Below are 17,731 nucleotides of genomic sequence, written 5' to 3'. Positions count from 1 at the left end.
GGGTTGAATACAGCGGGCTTGTTGACGCATTGCAGGACGAACTCTCAGAAGAGCCGTAGCAAGACGTCGACATGCCGGGTGTCACGGGGGTCGTTGCTGCTGGCAACCACTGACCGTTGGGGTGGTTCAACGGCGCTTCCAGAAGGTGCGCGAGGTCGACCGTGTACCGGCGAACGTGTCCAGGACGTCCAGGGCCTGCTGCCACAGGGCGTCCAGTTCGGCGCCGCGGGGTGGGGTCGGGCCTTCGCAGGCCGCGAGGGCGGTGACGAGTTCGCGCAGCGGGTCGGCCTGCGGTCCGACGTACTTGATCAGGGCGTCGAGGCGGCTGGCCAGGTCGGACAGGATGGTCAGCCGTTCCGGTGTCGGCGGTGTACCGGCGTTCCGGAGCAGTTGCGCCTCGGCGGCAGCCTGCGCCTGTGCGGCGGCCAACAGGTCCTTGTCGAGATCCCGTCCCCCCTGGGCTGCCATTCCGAGGCGGACTCCGCCGGCCCGCGCCCTACGTGCCCCGAGCGCGTGGCCCGCTGGCGCCGCGTACGAAGGCGGTGCGGACGACAGCGGCGCGGACGACAGCGACCTGGACAACGGCATCGCCGCGTCACCCGCCGGGCGGGCGGCGGCAGGGCCGGCGAACTGGAGGCCCGAGAACTGTTGGGCGTCCCAGCCAGAAGGCAGTTCGACGGGCTGGACCACGCGGTGTTGCGGACCACCTTCCGCGACGACCCGGGAGTCCACGGCCACGAGTGCGGTGAACCGGCACAGCACGTGGTGCCGCAGAGACACCGCGACGATCCTGTGTTCCAGCGCCTGTGAGTCGCCGGCTCCGGCGGCGTACCGGTCCTCGAGGTCGCGCAGATGGCTGCGCGCCCACACCGCGGCGAGAGCGCCCTCCGCTCGGACCGCCGGCACCGTCACCTGCCACTTCTCGCCCGCGGCGGTGATGCCGTGCAACTGAGCGACGGCGTTCTCGGTCGAACCGCGATACCGCCCGCGCAGTACCAGTGGGACACCGGCGAAGGCGTCGGGCATCCGCGCCGGGCTGATGGAGTCGTCCAGCAACGTGAACCCGTCGACCGACAGCGCGAGGTTGGTGAGCAACGGAGTACCGATCCGGCGGTGGATCCGGTCCAGTGCCTCGTCCAGGCGTTCCTCGCTCTCGACGAGTTCGCAGCGGCCGCCGCCGAGACCGGCCAGCCGGCCGAGGAAGCCCGCGTTCACGGCCCGGTCGATGCCGACCGTGTGGATCCGCAGGCCGCCCAGTGTCGCGCCAAGCTCCGACAGGATCTGGTCCTCGTTGCCGACCTGTCCGTCGGTCACGAGGACGAGGACGCGGTCCTGCTCGCCGTCGGTGCTCAGCAACGCGGCCGCCTCCCGGAGCGGCGCGAGCAGTTCGGTGCCGCCCCGGGCGGTCACTCCGGCCAGGTGCTCGACGGCGCGGAACCGGTGCCGGTCGGTGCCGTCGGACAAACCTTCCGGCAGCCCGGCCGGCCGTTCGACCACAGTGTCGAAGGTCAGCACGGCGAATCGGTCGGCAGCCGTCAACGTGTCCACGATCCGCGCGGCCGCCCGCCGGGCCGCGACCATCTTCCAGCCGCTCATGCTGCCGGAACGATCCAGGACCAGTACGACGTCCCGGGGTCGCGGCACGGTGGCCTCGAGCGGTGGCAGCACGGTCAGCTCGAACGTTCCCTCATCGTCCTGGTCCGGCTCGACCGTGAAGGTGGTGGCGGTCACCTCGGCCTCGCCGTACGCCAGCCTCAGGATGAAGTCCCGGTCCACGCGCTCGCCCGGGTTGATCGCGACACTGGTCATCCGGTCGCCGGTCTCCGTGCCGATCGCGTGCAGGCTGGACCGGATGCCGTGCAATGGCAACCCGGCCGGGTCCACGTCGGCCCGGATGCTCAACCGGACCGGATTGGGGAAGCCGGGCAACAAGATCGGCGGGGTGATCCGGGAGGCGTCCGGTACCGCGTCGGTATCCGGTACCACCCCGTCGCCGACACTGCGCGCGGGCAGCAGTGCTCCCGGGATGTAGCGCGGCGCGACCACCAGCGGCAGCCGGTACGTCGCCTCGCCGTCCTCGTACGGGAGCGGGCCGACCAGTGTCAGCCGCACTGTCACCCGCTCGCCGGGCACGATGTTCCCTACCCGGAGGGTGAATACATCGGGCCGCTCCTCCTCGGCGATCGACGCCCGCTGGCCCGCCGCCAGCGCCGCGTCGTACGTCGCACGGGCCTCGGCACGCTCCTGTAGCTCAGCATCGACGGTTCTGTCGTCGGCTGTCATCCGCAGACCGGTCACCGCGGCCCGGTCGGGCAGCGGGAAGATGTACGTCGCCTCCAGCGGAACGTCATGCGGGTTGTGGAAGTCCTGGGTCAGCACCGTCCGGGCGACCAGACCGGTGATGGTGGCGTGGACGTCGATCCGCTCCAGCGGCAGGTTTCCTCGCTCGGTCTGCAGCGCGCCCAGGCCGGCGTCGGCGTCGTCCCGCAGTTCAGCCGGGCCGACAGTGGGTAGAACGGTCATGTCTCGTCTCCTGACGGTCGGGTGAGCAGCCGCTGCCGGGCCAGTTCGGCGAGCAGCGGAGCGGCGGCAGCGGCCAGTCGTGTGATATCCGGGGTGGTGGTGGCCGCATGATCGAGCACCACGGTGACGCCGTCGGCAATCCGGATCGCGGTGACCAACTCGGCTGCCGCCGGCTCCGGGGTTGGCGTCGGTCGATCGGTCCAGAAGCGGGATCGGGAGGGTCGGAGAGCGTCGGCAGTGGGCTGGGGCGGGTCGGCGATGAGAGCGGCGATCGGCTGCAAGGACTCGTCGGTCGCGCCGGCCAGCTCGGCCTGGATCTGCGCCAGCGTGTGTCCCTGCGCCTGCCGTCGTTTGATCGCGACCAACTGCAGCAGATGGCGGCGGCTGTAGAGAGCGGTGCGGCCGCGCATCTCGGCCGGCCGGTCGACCAGGCCGATGGTGGTGTACCAGCGGATCGCCCGCCCGTCCGGAACGGCACGCACCCGGCCATTGACCTGGCCCGGGTAGTCGGCCAGCGCCGCTTCCACCCGTTCCGCCAATTCCGCAAGCGTCCACAGTTCCATCTGCGGATCATGACACTGTCATATGACACTGTCAACGTTCTACCCGGACGGGTCCGACCATCCTGAGGTGGTTGATGCCGCGGATCGTTCAGGGGCGGCGGAGGAAGTACTCGGTGAACTCACGGCAGCGTCCTGCGCCGTCGAAGCGCATCACGAAGCAGTTCTCGTAGGCCTTGACGACCGGCCCGCCAGGCACCCCGCGGTACTGCGAAACGCCGGTGGCCACCACGGCATCACCGTCAACCGCGACCGGGGAGTACTCCGCCTCGTAGGTGCCGGGTGCGTCGCGCGTGGAGGCGTTGTCCGACTCGCCCTCCCCGAGCCAGGATGCGACGACGGCGGCTCGGCCGACGATCGGCTCGTCATACGGGTGGTAGCGGTACTGGACGTCCTCGCTGAACAGTCCGGAGATGTCGCCCGGATCGTAGGACAGCCACGCCTCGACGTACCGGTCGAGCCAGCCCTGAGCGGTCTTGTGGTCCATCGGCCCACCACCTCAATCCGCTCACGACTCTCCCCGGGAACGCAAGCACGGTCAACCGCCCGCAGGCTGCAGCATCAGGCTCTACACAGGCTTACCCATCCGGGTCTGGCTGAAATGGGCATTCCTTCGGATGCGCTCACGTCGCGGCTCGGCCTAGCGTCGGGGCCTGGACGTTCTGCTGGGAGGCCATCGCCATGAGCAAACCCGAGGTAGAGAAGAGAGATCGCGCAGGTGACGGCGACCGGGCCCGGGACCAGTTGCTGGCGGCGACCCCGGTGACAGCGCGACGACTGATGCTGGCCGGTATCTCGACCGCGGTGCTGACCGGGGGTGATGGGCCGCCGATCGTCCTGCTGCATGGACCTGGGGAGTTCGCCTTCACCTGGCTTCGGGTGGTTCCGGAGCTTGTGAAGACCAATCGAGTGATCGTTCCCGACCTGCCGGGCCATGGCGCTTCTCGGGTGGGGGACGCGCCACTCGACGTAGACCGGGTGCTCGCGTGGCTTGGAGAACTGATCGAGCAGACGTGCCCATCGCCTCCTGACCTGGCGGGTCACCTGCTCGGTGGTGCCATCGGTGCGCGATTCGCCGTCGCTCACGGCGAGAAGCTCCGTGGGCTTGTCCTGGTCGACACGTTCGGCCTGCGTCGACTCCGGCCATCGCCGCTGTTCACGCTCACGTTGATCAACTTCCTCGCGCGACCGACGGCCGGCAGCCGTGACCGGTTCTTCCGGCACTGCTTCGTCGACATGAACAGTCTGCGGGACCAGCTTGGTCCGCTCTGGCAGCCGCTCATGACGTGTGCCCTCGAGGGCGCCAACTCACCCGACCAGAAGGCCGCGCTCCGAGGCATGATGCCCGGGCTGGCGTGGCGCGCCATACCGGAGGAGCAGTTGGCGAGGATCTCGGTGCCCACGACCCTCATCTGGGGGCGCCATGACCGCCAGACTCCGTTGGACGTGGCCCAGCGGGCAAGCCTCCGCTACGGATGGCCCTTGCACGTCATCGAAGACGCCGCGGACGACCCCGCCTTCGAGCAGCCCGAGGCCGTGTTAGCTGCCTTCTCCGCCGCCCGTGCTGCCTAGCGGCGTGTGGATGGCGGTTGGTGACCGACACGCCTACGCTGCGGGCATGAAAGGCATCGTGTTGCGTGTCCGGCTCATCAGCGGCGATCACCTGGATGTCACCTACGAGGAATCCGGCTCCTCGGATGATGACGAGGTCGTCGAGCATGCTGTTGCAGCGCTTGCCGACAACGACGGTCTGCTCCGGTGCAGACATGGCGACCGGCTCATGGTGCTCTATGCGCGGGGCGTCTCCGCCGTCGAGGTTGCACCACGTGGGGCGGTCCTGTAACCGCTCCACGTGGTGCGTATGACGCCGGAGTGGTCAGCGCTTGGGGTAGGCGGCGTCTACTTCTACCTCTACGAGCCAGCCGTTGACGGGGAGGTTCTCGATCTCGAGGGCGAAGCGGGACGGGCGGGATTTGTTGACGTAGAAGGGCTTGGCGGGCGCCGCCGTGCCCAGAGGGACGGGAACGAACTTGCCGGTGGTGAGGTCGGTGTTGGCGAAGTACTGGCGGTAGGCGCGGTTCCAGCCGGCGAAGTCCGCGGTGGCGGCGCCTGCGGGGTTCTGCAGGAAGACGCGCATCGTGTAGACGTCCTCGTACGACAGGCCGGCCGCTTCGAGGTTCTCGCCGATGCGACGCAACGCGTTGATGCCTTGCGCCTCGGTGATGGTGACGCCGGCCGGCAGAGTGCCGCCAGGGAAGACGACTGTGTCGATGTACGCCGCCTCGCTGCCGGCGGGCGCTCCGGCGTTCAGGGCGCTCGGGCCGAGGCCGCTGGTCTTGTAGATGGGCGTGCTTGCGCCGATGCCGACCCCGTTGGCGATCATCGGATTAGCCTGCCCAGCAGGCAGAGCCGGTACTACGGTGCCGGGCTGCGGGGGCTTCGGCCGGTCCCACCAGCCGGCGGCTGTGGTCGCTCCGGCCGCTCCAGTGGTGAACGAGAGGGCGATGACCGCGATGCCGGTCAGGAGTTTCCGCTTCATCGGGTCATCACCCGGCTGTGCAGGGAGGTCACGGTCGCCCGGGCGGAGACGATCGCGCCGTGTTGCCAGGCGATGGTGTGGCTGAGGTGGTCGCCTGCGAAGTAGATGTTGCCGGTGGCATCGAGGAGCTTCGCGTACCTGCCGTCGGTCTGCGAGGGCCAGCCGACCCACGAACCGCGAGAGTACTCCGTGTTGGCCCAGTCCACCGAGAACGAGGCCGCGATGTCCTCGGAGTACACGTCGCCGTGGATCTTGGTGCCCTGGGCAATGGCTCGCTCGAACCGGGCGGCCGGGCTGAGAGCGCCGTACGCGGTAGCGTTGGCGCCGGTGTTGTAGTAGCCGATGAGGGTGCCGCGGTCACCGTGGAACCCGGTGGACGGGTACCAGGTGTTCACCAGGTCGAGGTTGCTGTTGGTGATGCCGCCGTAGATCCGGTGGTCGAGCTCCCACCAGCGGCGGGAGTACTCGATGCCGAGCTTGCCGGCGTTCGTCGGCCGGGCGTACTGCAGCGCGGCGATGATGTCGGTGGGCAGGTTGGACGGCACCGTGGCGGCGATGTGCGGCGGCAGCGCGCAGATCGCGTAGTCGGCCTTGAGTTCCCGCGGCCGGGATCCCGTGCTGTAGACCACCTCGACACCGTCGGAGGTGTTGCGCAGCCCGAGCACCTTGGCGCCGTACACGAACTTCTCCCGGCCGATCGCCTTCTCGAACGCGTACGGGATCCGGTCCATCCCGCCGACCGGCTGGAACATCATCATCGCCTGGTCCCGGCCGAACTCGAACGAGAAGTAGTTGCCGACGCCGCTGGCGAACACGTCGCTGAGCGCGTACGGCGAGGCCGTGGTGCCGCCCTCGAGCCCGGCGCCGGGCTCGACCTGGTAGCCGCGGCGGCCGTCGGTGCCGGTGTAGGCGAAGCCGTCGGTCTTGGTGCCGATGGCCCCGAAGCTGCGCAGGAAGCCGATCACCGCGTCCTTGTCGGCGGCGGTCAGGGTGCTGTCGAGGGCGCCCTGGTCCGTGGCCTTGGCGAGCAGCTCGGACACGTAGCCGTAGACGTCGGCCTTGGCCGTGCGATGCCGGATCGCCTTGTTGGAAAGGGATGTGGTGCCTTCGCGGTACAGGTACGCGTCGGCGTTCTGGTTCACGAACGGCTCGATCGCGACGCCGAGCTCGCGGCAGTAGTCGAGCGTGACGTGGTGTTGCGGGATCCGGCCGGGGCCGGCGTTCATGTACTGGCCGGGCGAGAACTTCGCGCGCTGGGTGGTGCCCTTCAGGTCCGTCTCCTGGGTGCCGCCGCGGACCGTCCAGTTCCGGCCGCCCGGGCGCTGACGGGCCTCCAGGAGGGTCACCTTGTACCCGGCCTTGCCCAGCTCGTACGCCGAGGTCAGGCCGGCGATCCCGGCGCCGAGGATCACCACATGCTTCTTGCTGCGACCGTTCAGGTCGTTGCGGGTCGGCGCGGCGAACGCGGGCGTCTCGGCCGCGGCGCTGAGCCCGAGGGCTCCCATCGTCGAATACAGCACACCGGCACCACCGGCGATACCGACCTGCTGCAGAAATTGCCGTCGGGTCTGGGCCATTTGCACTCCTCACTAGGCGGGTGGGGTAGCTGCCTAGAAAGGTAAGAACAAAGTGTTTCCTGGCTGTATCCGTGCGGTGAGGGATTGACGCCGATCTGTAGAGGATTGTTTCCGGTTAACGAACCTCCGCCGCCCGGGTGTCGGCGATGGTTCGCCTAGACCGCGCGGTACAGGAGCCAGGCGTCGCCCATGCGCTGGGCCTGGCCCGGGGTGAACTGGGTGTAGCAGGTGTCGTAGGAGTAGTCCATGTAGTTGTGGATCGGGTCGAGTCCGGGCTGGCGGCAGGTGTCCTTGCCCTCCGGACAGCCGTTGGTCGGCACCTTCTGGGCCGGGGTGTCGTCGACGAAGTCGCCCTTGGCGTTGCAGCCGCCGAAGAAGGTGTGCTCGAGGTTGAGCCAGTGACCCACCTCGTGGGTCGCGGTCTCGCCCTGGTCGTAGCGGCCCGCGTAGGTGGTCGACACACCCGGGAGCGACTCCCAGTCGATGACGACGCCGTCGAGGAAGGCCCTGCCGGGTTTCGTCACGATGTCGGGCAGATAGGCCCAGCCGAGGTAGTCGCCGGCGGTGGTCGTGTAAAGGTTCAGCGCGTTCGGGCCGCCTTGATGCAGCGCACGCTTCATGCTGTTCTCGTGCCGCCGGGATTCGTGGCGAACCAGGCTGCGTTGTCGGTGCGGGTGACGCCGGCCAGCGTGAAGCTGAAGCCGGTCCGCGCACCACCCTCGGCGCCCGCGAAGGTCGCGTTGAGTACTGCGATCTGTGCCGCGATCTGGGCGGCCGTCAGGGAACCGGCGGCGCCGTCGGTGATGACGTGGAAGTAGACCGGCACGGTCGCACTGAACTTCTTCGAGGCCTTGTTGACCGCGCTCGCCGGCAGGTCTTCGTGCACCTCGCCCAGGTCGGGTTCACGCTGACCACCGCGGCCGAGAAGCGTGGTACTCGTGGCGTCGGTGTGGCCGCAGTCCTCGACCGGGGCGGCCGGCGAAGGGGGAGGGGAGGAAACCGCGGCGGGTGTGGCGCCCACGGTTATGACCAGCATCAGTGCGACAATGGCGGCTCGAACTGCCGTGATTCGCTTCATGTCCTGCCCCTTGGATCTGCAGCGGCGTGGTCCCCAGGCAGTCCGACTCTAGGACGGTCGATGGCCGTCCACTAGGCATCAGCGCAGTTGCGCGGTCAGAGTTTTCGCGGCGGCAGCAGCACGACTGAGTATGTCGAGAACCTACTCCACGGTGCTCACCCGAACGCGGTAAGTGACTCAGCTGGCGGCCCTCTGGTGGGTCTCGGTCACACCCCAGCTCTTGAGCAGATGGTCGGCGAAGAGGTTGTCGAGAGTCAGCGAGCACTGAGCCCCGAAGAGGATGTCGGCAGTGCTTCCCGGGTGGTCCAGGACGTAGCTGTCACACAGGTCGTGGGCCGCGATCTGCTCGTGCACAGCGTCCGCCTCGACGTGCTCGGTGAAGTACGCCGCCTGCTCCTCGGTGGCGCCGAGCCGTGCGGCGCCCGCGGCGTACCGGCGGTTGGGCAGGGTGGAGGTCATCTCGAGCGCCGCGAGGTGCCCGAGCAGGGCGCCGGTCCAGCGGCTGTGCAGGGCGAAGAGCGACATCACGTTCGAGATCGCCAGCGTCACCGCCGGTACTTCGGGGACGTAGCGGCCGTAGCTGTCGTCGAGCCCCAGCCAGCGCATCGTCGTACGGAACAGTTCGGCGTGCATTCGCGCGGGCCGACCGCCGCCGTACTCGTCGGCCTGGATCTCCACCAGTGCCGCCTTGGTCGCGCCGTCCAGGCGGGGGATGCCGAAGCTGTGCGGGTCGGCCTCCTTCAGCTGATACACCGATCGGTTCCGGACGAACTCGCGGAACTGGCCGAGCTCGGCATGCCGATGCAGGTACGCCGCCAGCGCGGGGCCGGTGTCGGCGTCGATCAACTCGCGCAGTTGCCGGGATGCCGGGGCGGTGGTCACCGACGGGGTGCAGGTCGCGCGCAACCACTGGGTCCAGGGCTCTTCGAGCCGGGCGCGGAACTCGAGCACGCGCAGATCCCACTCCGCGTCCGGAGGGGTGTCGTCGAAGCCGCGGTAGCTCAGCTCGTAGCAGCACCACAGGGCGAGTTGGAGGTCCTCGTCCGACCAGGGCTCGGCCGTGGTGATCGGTTGCGGCACGGGCTCACGCCGGCCGGTGAGGTGGCCGATCAGCCAGGCGCTCAAGGGGCCTCGAGCCGGGGGTAAAAGCATGGTTACTGCTCCTTCGAGGGGTCGGGCCGTCCGGTACCCGGATCAAAACCGGCGATTCCCTGCTGGGTACCAGTCGGCCCATGACAGATCCGACGGTGATCCGGGCCTATCCGGACGGGCCGCTGCTGGTCCGCGGCGACTTCGAACTGCAGGACGAGAACGGCGAACAGATCGATCCGCGGCGCGGCACGATCGCCCTGTGCCGCTGCGACCGGTCCGCACTGAAGCCCTTCTGTGACGGGACTCACGCCTTGTTGAGGCGTGGCCGGGCGGCTCGTGCGACCTCGCGCGGCGAGGCGTGAATAGGACTGGTCGGTAAGGGCACCTGGGAGGCACGAGGTTGTCGGCACTCGAGGGTCTGCAAGCTCCAGGCCCCGGCGTTGAGTTTCACAGCGCCGGGGTCGCCCTCTGTCCGGGGTCCTGGCTGTGCAGCACTTTCCTTCGGCGTCTGATGCACACTGGTGGCGGGTACCACGGTGGGCCCAAGGCGTGCCGAGACCCCGGGGGGATCGGCTTCTCCCGAGGAGCTGCGTTATGACGGAATCGAAGTCTCTGCATCTCGAGGTCGCTGAGGTGATGTCCGAGGTGGCAGCGGCACTACAGTCGCCGATGGACCTGGACGAGACCCTGGAACTGATCACCCGCAGTGTGGCGGACACGATCCCCGGCATCGTCGAGGCGAGCATCTCGATCACCACCAAGGACCGGGAGATCAAGACCCTGGCCCCGACCGGCCTGCTGGTCACCCGCGCCGACCACCTGCAGTACGAGCTCGGCGAGGGTCCCTGCCTGGACGCGGCGCTGGACGACCCGATCGTCGCGGTGAACGACCTGGCGGCCGACCCGCGCTGGCCGGACTTCGGCCCGAAGGCGGCGGCGCTCGGCTTCGGCTCGCAGGTCGCCTTCCAGTTCCGCGCCGAACCGCACGTCCGCGGCGCGCTCAACCTCTACGCCCTCGAACCGAACTCGATCGACCAGGACTCGATCCAGCTGGGCAGCATGTTCGCCGGCCAGATCGCGGTCGCGATGGGCTGGGCCCGGCAGGACCAGACCATGACCGAGGCGCTCGCCACCCGCAACGTGATCGGCCAGGCCGTCGGCATCGTGATGGAGCGCTACCAGGTCGACTCCGACCGAGCCTTCGCCTTCCTCGTCCGCCTCTCCCAAACCCGCAACACCAAACTCCGCACCGTAGCCACAGCCCTGGTAGACCAGTCCAACACCAACTCCCAGCGCTGACCTCAGACGCAGGTGGGTTGGGTTCTGCGGTGGTAGGAGCGGGCTGCGAGGGTTAGGGATGTGCCCAGGGTGGTGAAGGCTAGGCCGCCGAAGAGGATCATCCAGGCTAGGCCGGTTTGTGTGAATGGGCCCGGGGTGGCTGAGGGTGGAGTCACCCCCACTAATGTCAGAGAGCCCCAGACGGTTAGCGGGACGCCGTACAGGGTGAGGCTTACTCCGCCGACCCACGCGGGCAGCAGGAGGAGCCAGCGCGGGAGGTGGAGGCCCCAGCGGTGGAGGAGGGTGTGGACCAGGAGAACGCCTACGAGGGCGGCCATGACGGTGATGTCGAGGCCGAGGCGTTCCAGTAGGCGGCTGAGGGCGGACAGGTCGCTATCGTCCATCGAGGTGCGCCACTCCGAGGACGTCACGCCGAGGGCGTCGCCGCCGAATCCCCAGACCACCTTCACGGTTGCCCATGGCAACAAGCCGAGCAGGAGCAGGTACGCCGTACGCAGGGTGCGGGTGGGTGCGCGGCCCGAGCGGGCCCGGACGAGTGGTGCGGCGGGGCGTAGGGCCAGAGGGTGACAGCCACCGCAGCGCGGGCAGCGTGATCGTCGGCGGCGCGACTGCACCCGAGTCGTCGCGAAGAGCAACAGGGCTCCGATGAGCGCGGCGAGTTGGGCGACCAGCGCGAGTGGTCGTTCGACCTTGCCGGACGCGATGATTCCAACGCCACTGAGAGCCAGTCCGAAGGTGCCGACGGCGGCTGTGCCGGTCGCGATGACCTGGGCGGCAGTCGCACCAGGTGACGAGGACTGAGCCGAGAGGATTCCTGCGACGCAGCCGAGCAGTAACACAGCGGCCACCACAGCCGCGGTGATGGAGCCGCCAGGCGGATCGCCCTGGACGTTGGCTATGGGGAAGCCGGCGCGTCCGCCGAGCAACCAGTGCAGCGCGAGGGCGCCGTAGAGGACTGACCAGAGTTGGGCCGCTCGCGGCGCCCAGTCAGGCCAGCGACGGGCCGTTCCGACCAGTGAGTTCATGGAGACCAGCGTCAGCGAGCAACTCGACGGAGGGCTCCCTCCGGCGGGTGAAACGGCTCCCTCGCAAGAAGGCAGCGTGTAGCTGGGCGCTGGGAGGGGCACGGGGAGGTATGACTGTCTACGGCTTCCATGCCTCGCACGAACAGGTCCCACCCGCCGACCTGCTACAAGCGGTGGTGCGGGCCGAGCAAGCAGGTTTCACGGCGGCGATGTGTTCGGATCACTTCAGCCCGTGGAGCGTGAGACAGGGCGAGTCCGGCTTCGCCTGGTCGTGGCTCGGCGCCGCCCTGCAGGCGACCGGGTTGTCCTTCGGCGTCGTGAACGCGCCTGGCCAGCGGTACCACCCGGCGATCATCGCGCAGGCGATCGGCACGCTGGGGTCGATGTACCCGGGCCGCTTCTGGGCTGCGCTCGGCACCGGCGAGGCGAGCAACGAGCACATCACCGGTGGCGGCTGGCCGCGCAAGGAGAAGCGCAACCAGCGCCTCGAGGAGTGCGTCGAGGTGATGCGAAAACTCCTGCAGGGCGAGGAAGTGAGCCACGACGGCCTGGTCACGGTCGATCGCGCACGCCTCTGGACAAGGCCGGCGGAACCACCCCCGCTGTTCGCCGCTGCGGTCTCCACCAAGACGGCCGAGTGGTGCGCCGGCTGGGCCGATGGGCTGATCACGGTGGCTGCCGAGGAAGATCACCTGCGCAAGGTGATCGCGGCGTACAAGGACAACGGCGGACGCGGCAAGGTGAACCTGCAGGTGCACGTCAGTTACGCCGCCGACGAGGACGAGGCGCTGCGAATCGCGCACGACCAGTGGCGGACCAACGTCTTCGCGCCACCGTTCTGCTGGGACACCGAGACCGCCGAGACGTTCGACCAGGCGGGAGAGCACGTCCGCCCCGAGGCGATGCACCAGGCCGTCCGGATCTCGTCCGACCCCGGCCGCCACGCGGAGTGGCTCAACTCGTACGCCGCGCTCGGGTTCGACGGGGTCTACGTGCACCACGTCGGCCAGGAGCAGTCGGAGTTCATCGACATGTTCGGCGCGAAAGTGCTGCCCCAGTTGGAGGTGACCCGCCCGTGAGGCTGACCGAGACCGCCGACGTCTGGTGGAAGAACGCGATCATCTACTGCCTCGACATCGAGACCTTCTTCGACACCGACGGGGACGGCCGGGGTGACATCCGCGGGTTGTCGCAGCGGATCGACCACCTGGCCGAGCTAGGCGTCACCTGCCTTTGGCTGATGCCGTTCTACCCGACGCCGGATCGCGACGACGGCTACGACATCACCGACTTCTACGGGGTCGACTCGCGGCTCGGCACGCACGGCGACCTGGTCGAGCTGGTCACGCTCGCGCAGGACCGCGGCATCCGGGTGATCGCGGACCTGGTGGTGAACCACACGTCCGACCAGCACCCGTGGTTCCAGAGCGCCCGGGCGTCGCGGCAGTCGCCGTACCGGGACTGGTACGTCTGGCGGGACGAGCCGCCGGCGGACGCCGACCAGGGGATCGTGTTCCCGGACCAGGAGACCAGCCTGTGGCAGTACGACGAGCAGGCCGGGCAGTACTACCTGCACCAGTTCTACAAGCACCAGCCGGATCTCGACATCGCCAACCCCGAGGTCCGCGAAGAGATCATGCGGATCATCGGGTTCTGGCTGCAGCTCGGGCTGTCCGGGTTCCGGGTCGACGCGGTGCCGTTCCTGCTGGAGACCAAGGGCGCGATGGACGCGGCGAACCTGCCCGACCCGCACGACTACCTGCGCGACTTGCGCGCCTTCATGAACCGGCGCGACGGCCAGGCGGTGCTGCTCGGTGAGGTGAACCTACCGTACAAGGACACCCGCCAGTTCTTCGGTGACGAGGACGGCGACGAGCTGACGATGTGCTTCGACTTCATCGGCATGCAGAAGCTGTACCTGTCGCTGGCGCGCTCCGAGCCGGCCGAGCTGATCAAGTCGCTGCGTGAGCGGCCCGATCCGCCGGAGGAGGCGCAGTGGGGCACCTTCGTGCGGAACCACGATGAGCTGACGCTGGACAAGCTCAGCGACGAGGAGCGGCAGGAGGTGTTCGCCGCCTTCGGACCGGACGAGGACATGCAGCTCTACGGCCGCGGGTTGCGCCGCCGCCTGCCGCCGATGCTCGGCAACGACCTGAACCGGATCAAGATGGTCTACAGCCTGCTGTTCTCCCTGCCCGGTACGCCGGTGCTCTTCTACGGCGAGGAGATCGGCATGGGGGAGAACCTGGCGGCGGAGGGCCGCAACGCGGTACGGACTCCGATGCAGTGGACCAGGGATGCCAACGGCGGGTTCTCGACGGCCGATCCGGACAAGCTGGCCGGTCCGGTGGTCGAGGGCGACCTGTCGCCGGAGCACGTGAACGTGGCGGACCAGCGGCGCGACCCGGACTCGCTGCTGAACTGGATCAAGCTGCTGGCTCAGCGGTACCGCGAGTGCCCGGAGCTGTCCTGGGGGAAGTACACGATCCTGGACCACGAGTCGCCGTCGGTCTTCGCGCAGCGGTCGGACTACGAGGGCGGCACGGTGATCGCGCTGCACAACTTCTCGGACCAGCAAGCCGAGGTCACCCTCGCGGTGTCGGGCACCGGCGTCGGCGTACAGGTCGCGGACCTGCTGACCGGCAAGACCACTCCGATCGACAACGACGGCACCCTCCGCCACCCGGTCGCGCCGTACGGCTGCTGCTGGCTCCGGGTCGTGCATCCGGGCGACCGCTACATCCTCTGACGGCTGGTATCTGGTACCGCCCCGCGACGCGGTCCGGGGCGGTACCAGAGTTCGTCAGGCGCGGTACGCCGTCCACATGCTGCTGATCCGGGTGCTCTGGTTCGGAGTGAACTGGTTGTAGCAGGAGTCGTAGGAGTAGTCCATGTAGTTGTGGATCGGGTCCAGACCCGGCAGTGAGCACGAGTCACGACCGGTGGGGCAGCCGTTGGTCGGGCTGCTCTGGGCCGGGGTGTCGGCGACCTCGTCGTTCGTGGCCGTGCAACCGCCCTGGAACGTGTGGTAGAGCCCGAACCAGTGGCCGGCCTCGTGCGTGGCGGTCTCACCGAGGTTGTAGTTCGTCGCCGAACCGCCGGGCAGCGAGGTGTACTGCACCCGGATCCCGTCGATGCCGGGCTGCCGCGCGTAGTCCCACGGGAAGGTCGCGATGCCCAGGTAGGCGAAGTCGACCAGCCAGATGTTGAGAGCGTTCTTGCCGCCCTTGCGGGTCTGCTTGCGGTAGGTCGAGCTCTGCTTGTCCTGGTGCCACTGGTTGTTGTTGTAACGGAAGGTGCCGGCCAGCGAGAAGGTGAAGCCGGTGTTGGCCGCCGCCGACGACTCCTGGCCGCCGAACGTCGTGTTCAGCACCGCGATCTGCTGGGCGATCTGCGTGTCCGTGACGTCGCCGTTGCCGGCCGCGTCGCGCATCACGTGGATGTAGACGGGCACGGTCGCGGCAGCGAGAGCACCCTTCGGTACTCCGACGCCGCGCGCCGCCTTGGCCTTGAGCAGCTGGGCGGTGCGGGCCTCGATCGCCTTCTGCTCGGCGGCGGAGATGTCGCGGGTGTCAGGTCCATGACCGCCCTTGGCGGAGGCTCCGCTCGGAGTGAAGCAGTCGGCTACGCCGGCCGGTTGGTCGACGGGCAGTTTGGCAGTCGCTGACCCACCGAGTGGGCTGAAGGCGAGCGCGGTGCCGGCCAGCAGCACCGCCAGCGCGCGGGGACGGGGAGTGAAAGATCGCATGGGACGCGCTCCTGAGGTCGGGCCGCAGGGCGGGCGGCCGGTTGCCCGGAATCATGCGAGCGGATCCCCTGATCCGGAAGCGATCAGCCGGTAAAAGCCCCGGAACCAGGGAAATCCTTCGGCCGCCGCCCTGCCGCAGCCGTCCCGCCGCCTGCGGTCGCCGCCCTCAGCGGGTGGCGTCAGCGGACGCAGGTGGGACGGCGAGGCTCCCGTAGCGCTCCATCCGCTGCCAGCGCAGGCGCGAGCCTGCCAGTGCGGTGAAGACCGACTGGATGACCACCAGGTACATCAGTTGCCGGTAGACGAACTGCTGCAGCGGCAGACTCCACAGCGGGCCGGGCTTCTCGCCGTCCAGGCGGAAGGCGTACAGACCCATTCCGAGCTGCAGAGCCATGAAGCCGGCCCAGACCAGACCTACCCGCAGCGGGTTGAGGAAGACGAGTCCGTAGAGCGCGAACACGTCCACGACCGGCGCGAGCAGCGGGAGCAGTACCTGGAAGAGCAGGAGGTAGGTCAGTCCTCGCCGACCGAGCTTGCCGGCCTGTCCTCGCTGGACCCAGGCGCCACGGTGCTTCCACATCGCCTGCAGCGTGCCGTAGCACCATCGGTACCGCTGCCGCCACAGTGCGCCCAGGCTGGCCGGCGCCTCGGTCCAGGCACGAGCCCGCTCTTCGTAGACGACCCTCCAGCCGTCACGGCACAACGCCATGGTCAGGTCGGTGTCCTCCGCCAGCGTCACGTCGCTCAGCCCGCCGATGCGCTGCAGCGCGCTCCGCCGGAACCCGCCGACCGCACCAGGCACGGTCGGCATGCACTCGGCGAGGTCGAACAACCGGCGGTCCAGGTTGAAGCCGACCACGTACTCGATGTGCTGCCAGCGGCCCAGCAGGCCCTTGCGGTTGCCGACCTTCGCGTTACCGGAGACTGCCCCGACGGACGGGTCGGCAAACGGCTGGACCAGCATCCGGACCGCGTCCTCCTCGAAGACGGTGTCGCCGTCGACCATCACCACGAGTTCGTACGACGCCGCCTGCAGGCCGGTGTTCAACGCGGCCGGTTTCCCCGCGTTCTGCTGCCTGATCACCTGGACGCCGGGGAGACGAAGCGACTCGACCACGTCCGCGGTTCCGTCGCTCGAGCCGTCGTCCACGACGATCACCTCGACCGGATGATCCGAGGCGACCAGTGACCGCACGGCCGCCTCGATCCCGGCTGACTCGTTGTAGGCCGGCACGATCACCGTGACCGGTTCAGTGACCGGCTCGCCCCACGACCAGTACCGCTCGCGCGCGTGCCGCTTCGCGGCGATCACGGTAGTCACCGCACGCAACACGCTCAACGCGCCCGCGGCGTACAGGAGCCAGCCGAGCACACCGAGTGTGCCATCGCTCAGCCGCATCGCGCCGATCACGGCGATCCCGCGGCCGCGTTCCACCGCACCGACCGAATGGACGGGCTGCGGCAGAGCCACGGTGTCGCTCACGGTGGCGAACCGGAAGCCACGGGCCTTGAGGGTGGGGATCAGCTTCTGCAGGGCGGCCAGCGTCTGGGTGCGGTCACCGCCCGCGTCGTGCATCAGCAGCACCTGGCCGGCCGTGCCCTTGGGCGTGGAGTTCGCGATCACCTGTGCCGTGCCGGGGCGACGCCAGTCCTCGCTGTCCTGCGTGCTCAGCACCGTCAGGTACCCGGCGTCCCGCGACCACTCGATCGACGACCAGTCGGCGTTGGTGAGAGCGCTCGGCTCGGACGAGTACGGCGGCCGCAGCAGCGGCGTACTGACTCCGGTCGCGCCTGCCAGGATCAACTGGCTCTGCCGCAGTTCGAGGGACCGCCGCCAGGCCGGGATGGTGCTGAGGTTCGCGTGGGTGAAGGTGTGCAGGCCGATTTGGTGGCCTTCGGCAATAATGCGGCGGGTCAGCTCGGGATGCGCGGCGACCTGGGTGCCGATCACGAAGAAGGTCGCCTTGACCTTCTGGGCTTTCAGTAGGTCGAGCACCTTCGGGGTCCAGACCGGATCCGGGCCGTCGTCGAAGGTGATCGCGATCGTCCGCGGCTTGGGCCGTGCCGAGCGCGCCGTCGCGGTACCGGCATCGATCACCGGACCGCCCTTCGCGATGGCAGCCGGTACTGCGTCGTGCGGTCCCGTGGCGGCCGTCTCGCCGTCAGGTGCTGTGCCGTAGAGGTGATTTGTGTACCCGTGCAACATCAGCGCGCCTGACAGGCAGACCAGGAGCACCGTGAGCATGACCCAGTGGGTCCGAAGTGGTACCTGCCGTGCTCTGCGGGCGCG

General features: G+C 68.7%; 17 protein-coding genes. 6 read left to right on the top strand and 11 right to left on the bottom strand.

What is annotated here, in order from left to right; all coding sequences use genetic code 11:
- Window positions 1-126 precede the first annotated feature (126 nt).
- The 3 genes from EV648_RS08095 to EV648_RS08085 form a co-directional block, all read right to left on the bottom strand.
- Window positions 127-2,523, bottom strand: a complete 2,397-nt coding sequence (locus tag EV648_RS08095; RefSeq protein WP_132287111.1) for a VIT domain-containing protein — start codon at window positions 2,521-2,523, stop codon at window positions 127-129.
- Complete coding sequence (locus EV648_RS08090) at window positions 2,520-3,086, bottom strand: MerR family transcriptional regulator (protein WP_199234493.1); 567 nt, start codon at window positions 3,084-3,086, stop codon at window positions 2,520-2,522. The genes EV648_RS08095 and EV648_RS08090 overlap by 4 nt, the downstream gene beginning before the upstream one ends.
- An 88-nt stretch (window positions 3,087-3,174) precedes the next feature.
- Window positions 3,175-3,570: a nuclear transport factor 2 family protein gene (locus EV648_RS08085; protein ID WP_132287108.1), complete on the bottom strand. Its 396-nt coding sequence runs from the start codon at window positions 3,568-3,570 to the stop codon at window positions 3,175-3,177.
- A 194-nt stretch (window positions 3,571-3,764) separates the two neighbouring features.
- Between EV648_RS08085 and EV648_RS08080 the strand changes: the two genes are divergently transcribed.
- Together EV648_RS08080 and EV648_RS08075 are read left to right on the top strand one after the other, a co-directional pair.
- Window positions 3,765-4,655: an alpha/beta fold hydrolase gene (locus EV648_RS08080; protein ID WP_132287105.1), complete on the top strand. Its 891-nt coding sequence runs from the start codon at window positions 3,765-3,767 to the stop codon at window positions 4,653-4,655.
- 46 nt (window positions 4,656-4,701) lie between these two features.
- Window positions 4,702-4,926 carry a hypothetical protein gene (locus EV648_RS08075; protein WP_132189305.1) on the top strand — a complete coding sequence of 75 codons (225 nt, stop codon included), beginning with the start codon at window positions 4,702-4,704 and terminating at the stop codon, window positions 4,924-4,926.
- A gap of 33 nt (window positions 4,927-4,959) precedes the next feature.
- Here the strand turns inward: EV648_RS08075 and EV648_RS08070 are convergent, their stop codons facing one another.
- The 5 genes from EV648_RS08070 to EV648_RS08050 form a co-directional block, all read right to left on the bottom strand.
- Window positions 4,960-5,622: a Rid family hydrolase gene (locus tag EV648_RS08070; protein ID WP_132287102.1), complete on the bottom strand. Its 663-nt coding sequence runs from the start codon at window positions 5,620-5,622 to the stop codon at window positions 4,960-4,962.
- Complete coding sequence (locus EV648_RS08065; protein ID WP_132287099.1) at window positions 5,619-7,199, bottom strand: flavin monoamine oxidase family protein; 1,581 nt, start codon at window positions 7,197-7,199, stop codon at window positions 5,619-5,621. Before EV648_RS08065 ends, EV648_RS08070 begins: the two co-directional genes overlap by 4 nt.
- Before the next feature lie 155 nt (window positions 7,200-7,354).
- Window positions 7,355-7,819 carry a zinc metalloprotease gene (locus EV648_RS08060; RefSeq protein WP_132287096.1) on the bottom strand — a complete coding sequence of 155 codons (465 nt, stop codon included), beginning with the start codon at window positions 7,817-7,819 and terminating at the stop codon, window positions 7,355-7,357.
- Window positions 7,816-8,277: a hypothetical protein gene (locus EV648_RS08055; RefSeq protein WP_132287093.1), complete on the bottom strand. Its 462-nt coding sequence runs from the start codon at window positions 8,275-8,277 to the stop codon at window positions 7,816-7,818. Before EV648_RS08055 ends, EV648_RS08060 begins: the two co-directional genes overlap by 4 nt.
- 177 nt (window positions 8,278-8,454) lie before the next feature.
- Entirely contained in the window at window positions 8,455-9,429 is a 975-nt protein-coding gene (locus EV648_RS08050) for an iron-containing redox enzyme family protein (RefSeq protein ID WP_132287090.1), read from the bottom strand.
- 80 nt (window positions 9,430-9,509) lie between these two features.
- Here EV648_RS08050 and EV648_RS08045 point away from each other — a divergent pair, with 80 nt between their 5' ends.
- Together EV648_RS08045 and EV648_RS08040 are read left to right on the top strand one after the other, a co-directional pair.
- Window positions 9,510-9,731, top strand: coding sequence for a CDGSH iron-sulfur domain-containing protein (locus EV648_RS08045; protein ID WP_132287087.1), 222 nt, complete (start codon window positions 9,510-9,512; stop codon window positions 9,729-9,731).
- Between the two features lie 232 nt (window positions 9,732-9,963).
- On the top strand, window positions 9,964-10,668 hold the full coding sequence (locus EV648_RS08040) for a GAF and ANTAR domain-containing protein (RefSeq protein ID WP_132287084.1): 705 nt from the start codon (window positions 9,964-9,966) through the stop codon (window positions 10,666-10,668).
- Window positions 10,669-10,670: 2 nt separating this feature from the next.
- Here EV648_RS08040 and EV648_RS08035 read toward each other — a convergent pair whose 3' ends face one another.
- A complete protein-coding gene (locus EV648_RS08035; protein ID WP_132287082.1) occupies window positions 10,671-11,693 on the bottom strand; it encodes a hypothetical protein in 1,023 nt (340 codons plus the stop codon).
- Window positions 11,694-11,803: 110 nt separating this feature from the next.
- Here EV648_RS08035 and EV648_RS08030 point away from each other — a divergent pair, with 110 nt between their 5' ends.
- Together EV648_RS08030 and EV648_RS08025 are read left to right on the top strand one after the other, a co-directional pair.
- Complete coding sequence (locus EV648_RS08030; RefSeq protein WP_132287079.1) at window positions 11,804-12,772, top strand: TIGR03885 family FMN-dependent LLM class oxidoreductase; 969 nt, start codon at window positions 11,804-11,806, stop codon at window positions 12,770-12,772.
- Window positions 12,769-14,442 carry an alpha-amylase family protein gene (locus EV648_RS08025; RefSeq protein WP_132287076.1) on the top strand — a complete coding sequence of 558 codons (1,674 nt, stop codon included), beginning with the start codon at window positions 12,769-12,771 and terminating at the stop codon, window positions 14,440-14,442. The genes EV648_RS08030 and EV648_RS08025 overlap by 4 nt, the downstream gene beginning before the upstream one ends.
- Window positions 14,443-14,496: 54 nt before the next feature.
- On the opposite strand, the gene EV648_RS08020 is transcribed toward EV648_RS08025, so the two are convergent.
- Entirely contained in the window at window positions 14,497-15,441 is a 945-nt protein-coding gene (locus tag EV648_RS08020) for a zinc metalloprotease (RefSeq protein ID WP_132287073.1), read from the bottom strand.
- A 166-nt stretch (window positions 15,442-15,607) separates the two neighbouring features.
- The gene (locus tag EV648_RS08015; protein ID WP_132287070.1) at window positions 15,608-17,686 is read right to left on the bottom strand and encodes a bifunctional polysaccharide deacetylase/glycosyltransferase family 2 protein; all 2,079 of its coding nucleotides are present in this window, start codon (window positions 17,684-17,686) and stop codon (window positions 15,608-15,610) included.
- Window positions 17,687-17,731 lie beyond the last annotated feature (45 nt).

It is taken from the genome of Kribbella sp. VKM Ac-2568, from assembly GCF_004345365.1.
In the GTDB taxonomy this organism is placed as follows: Bacteria; Actinomycetota; Actinomycetes; order Propionibacteriales; family Kribbellaceae; genus Kribbella; species Kribbella orskensis.
Note: the sequence above shows the minus strand (reverse complement) of the source record. Positions and strands in the feature narration are given on the sequence as shown.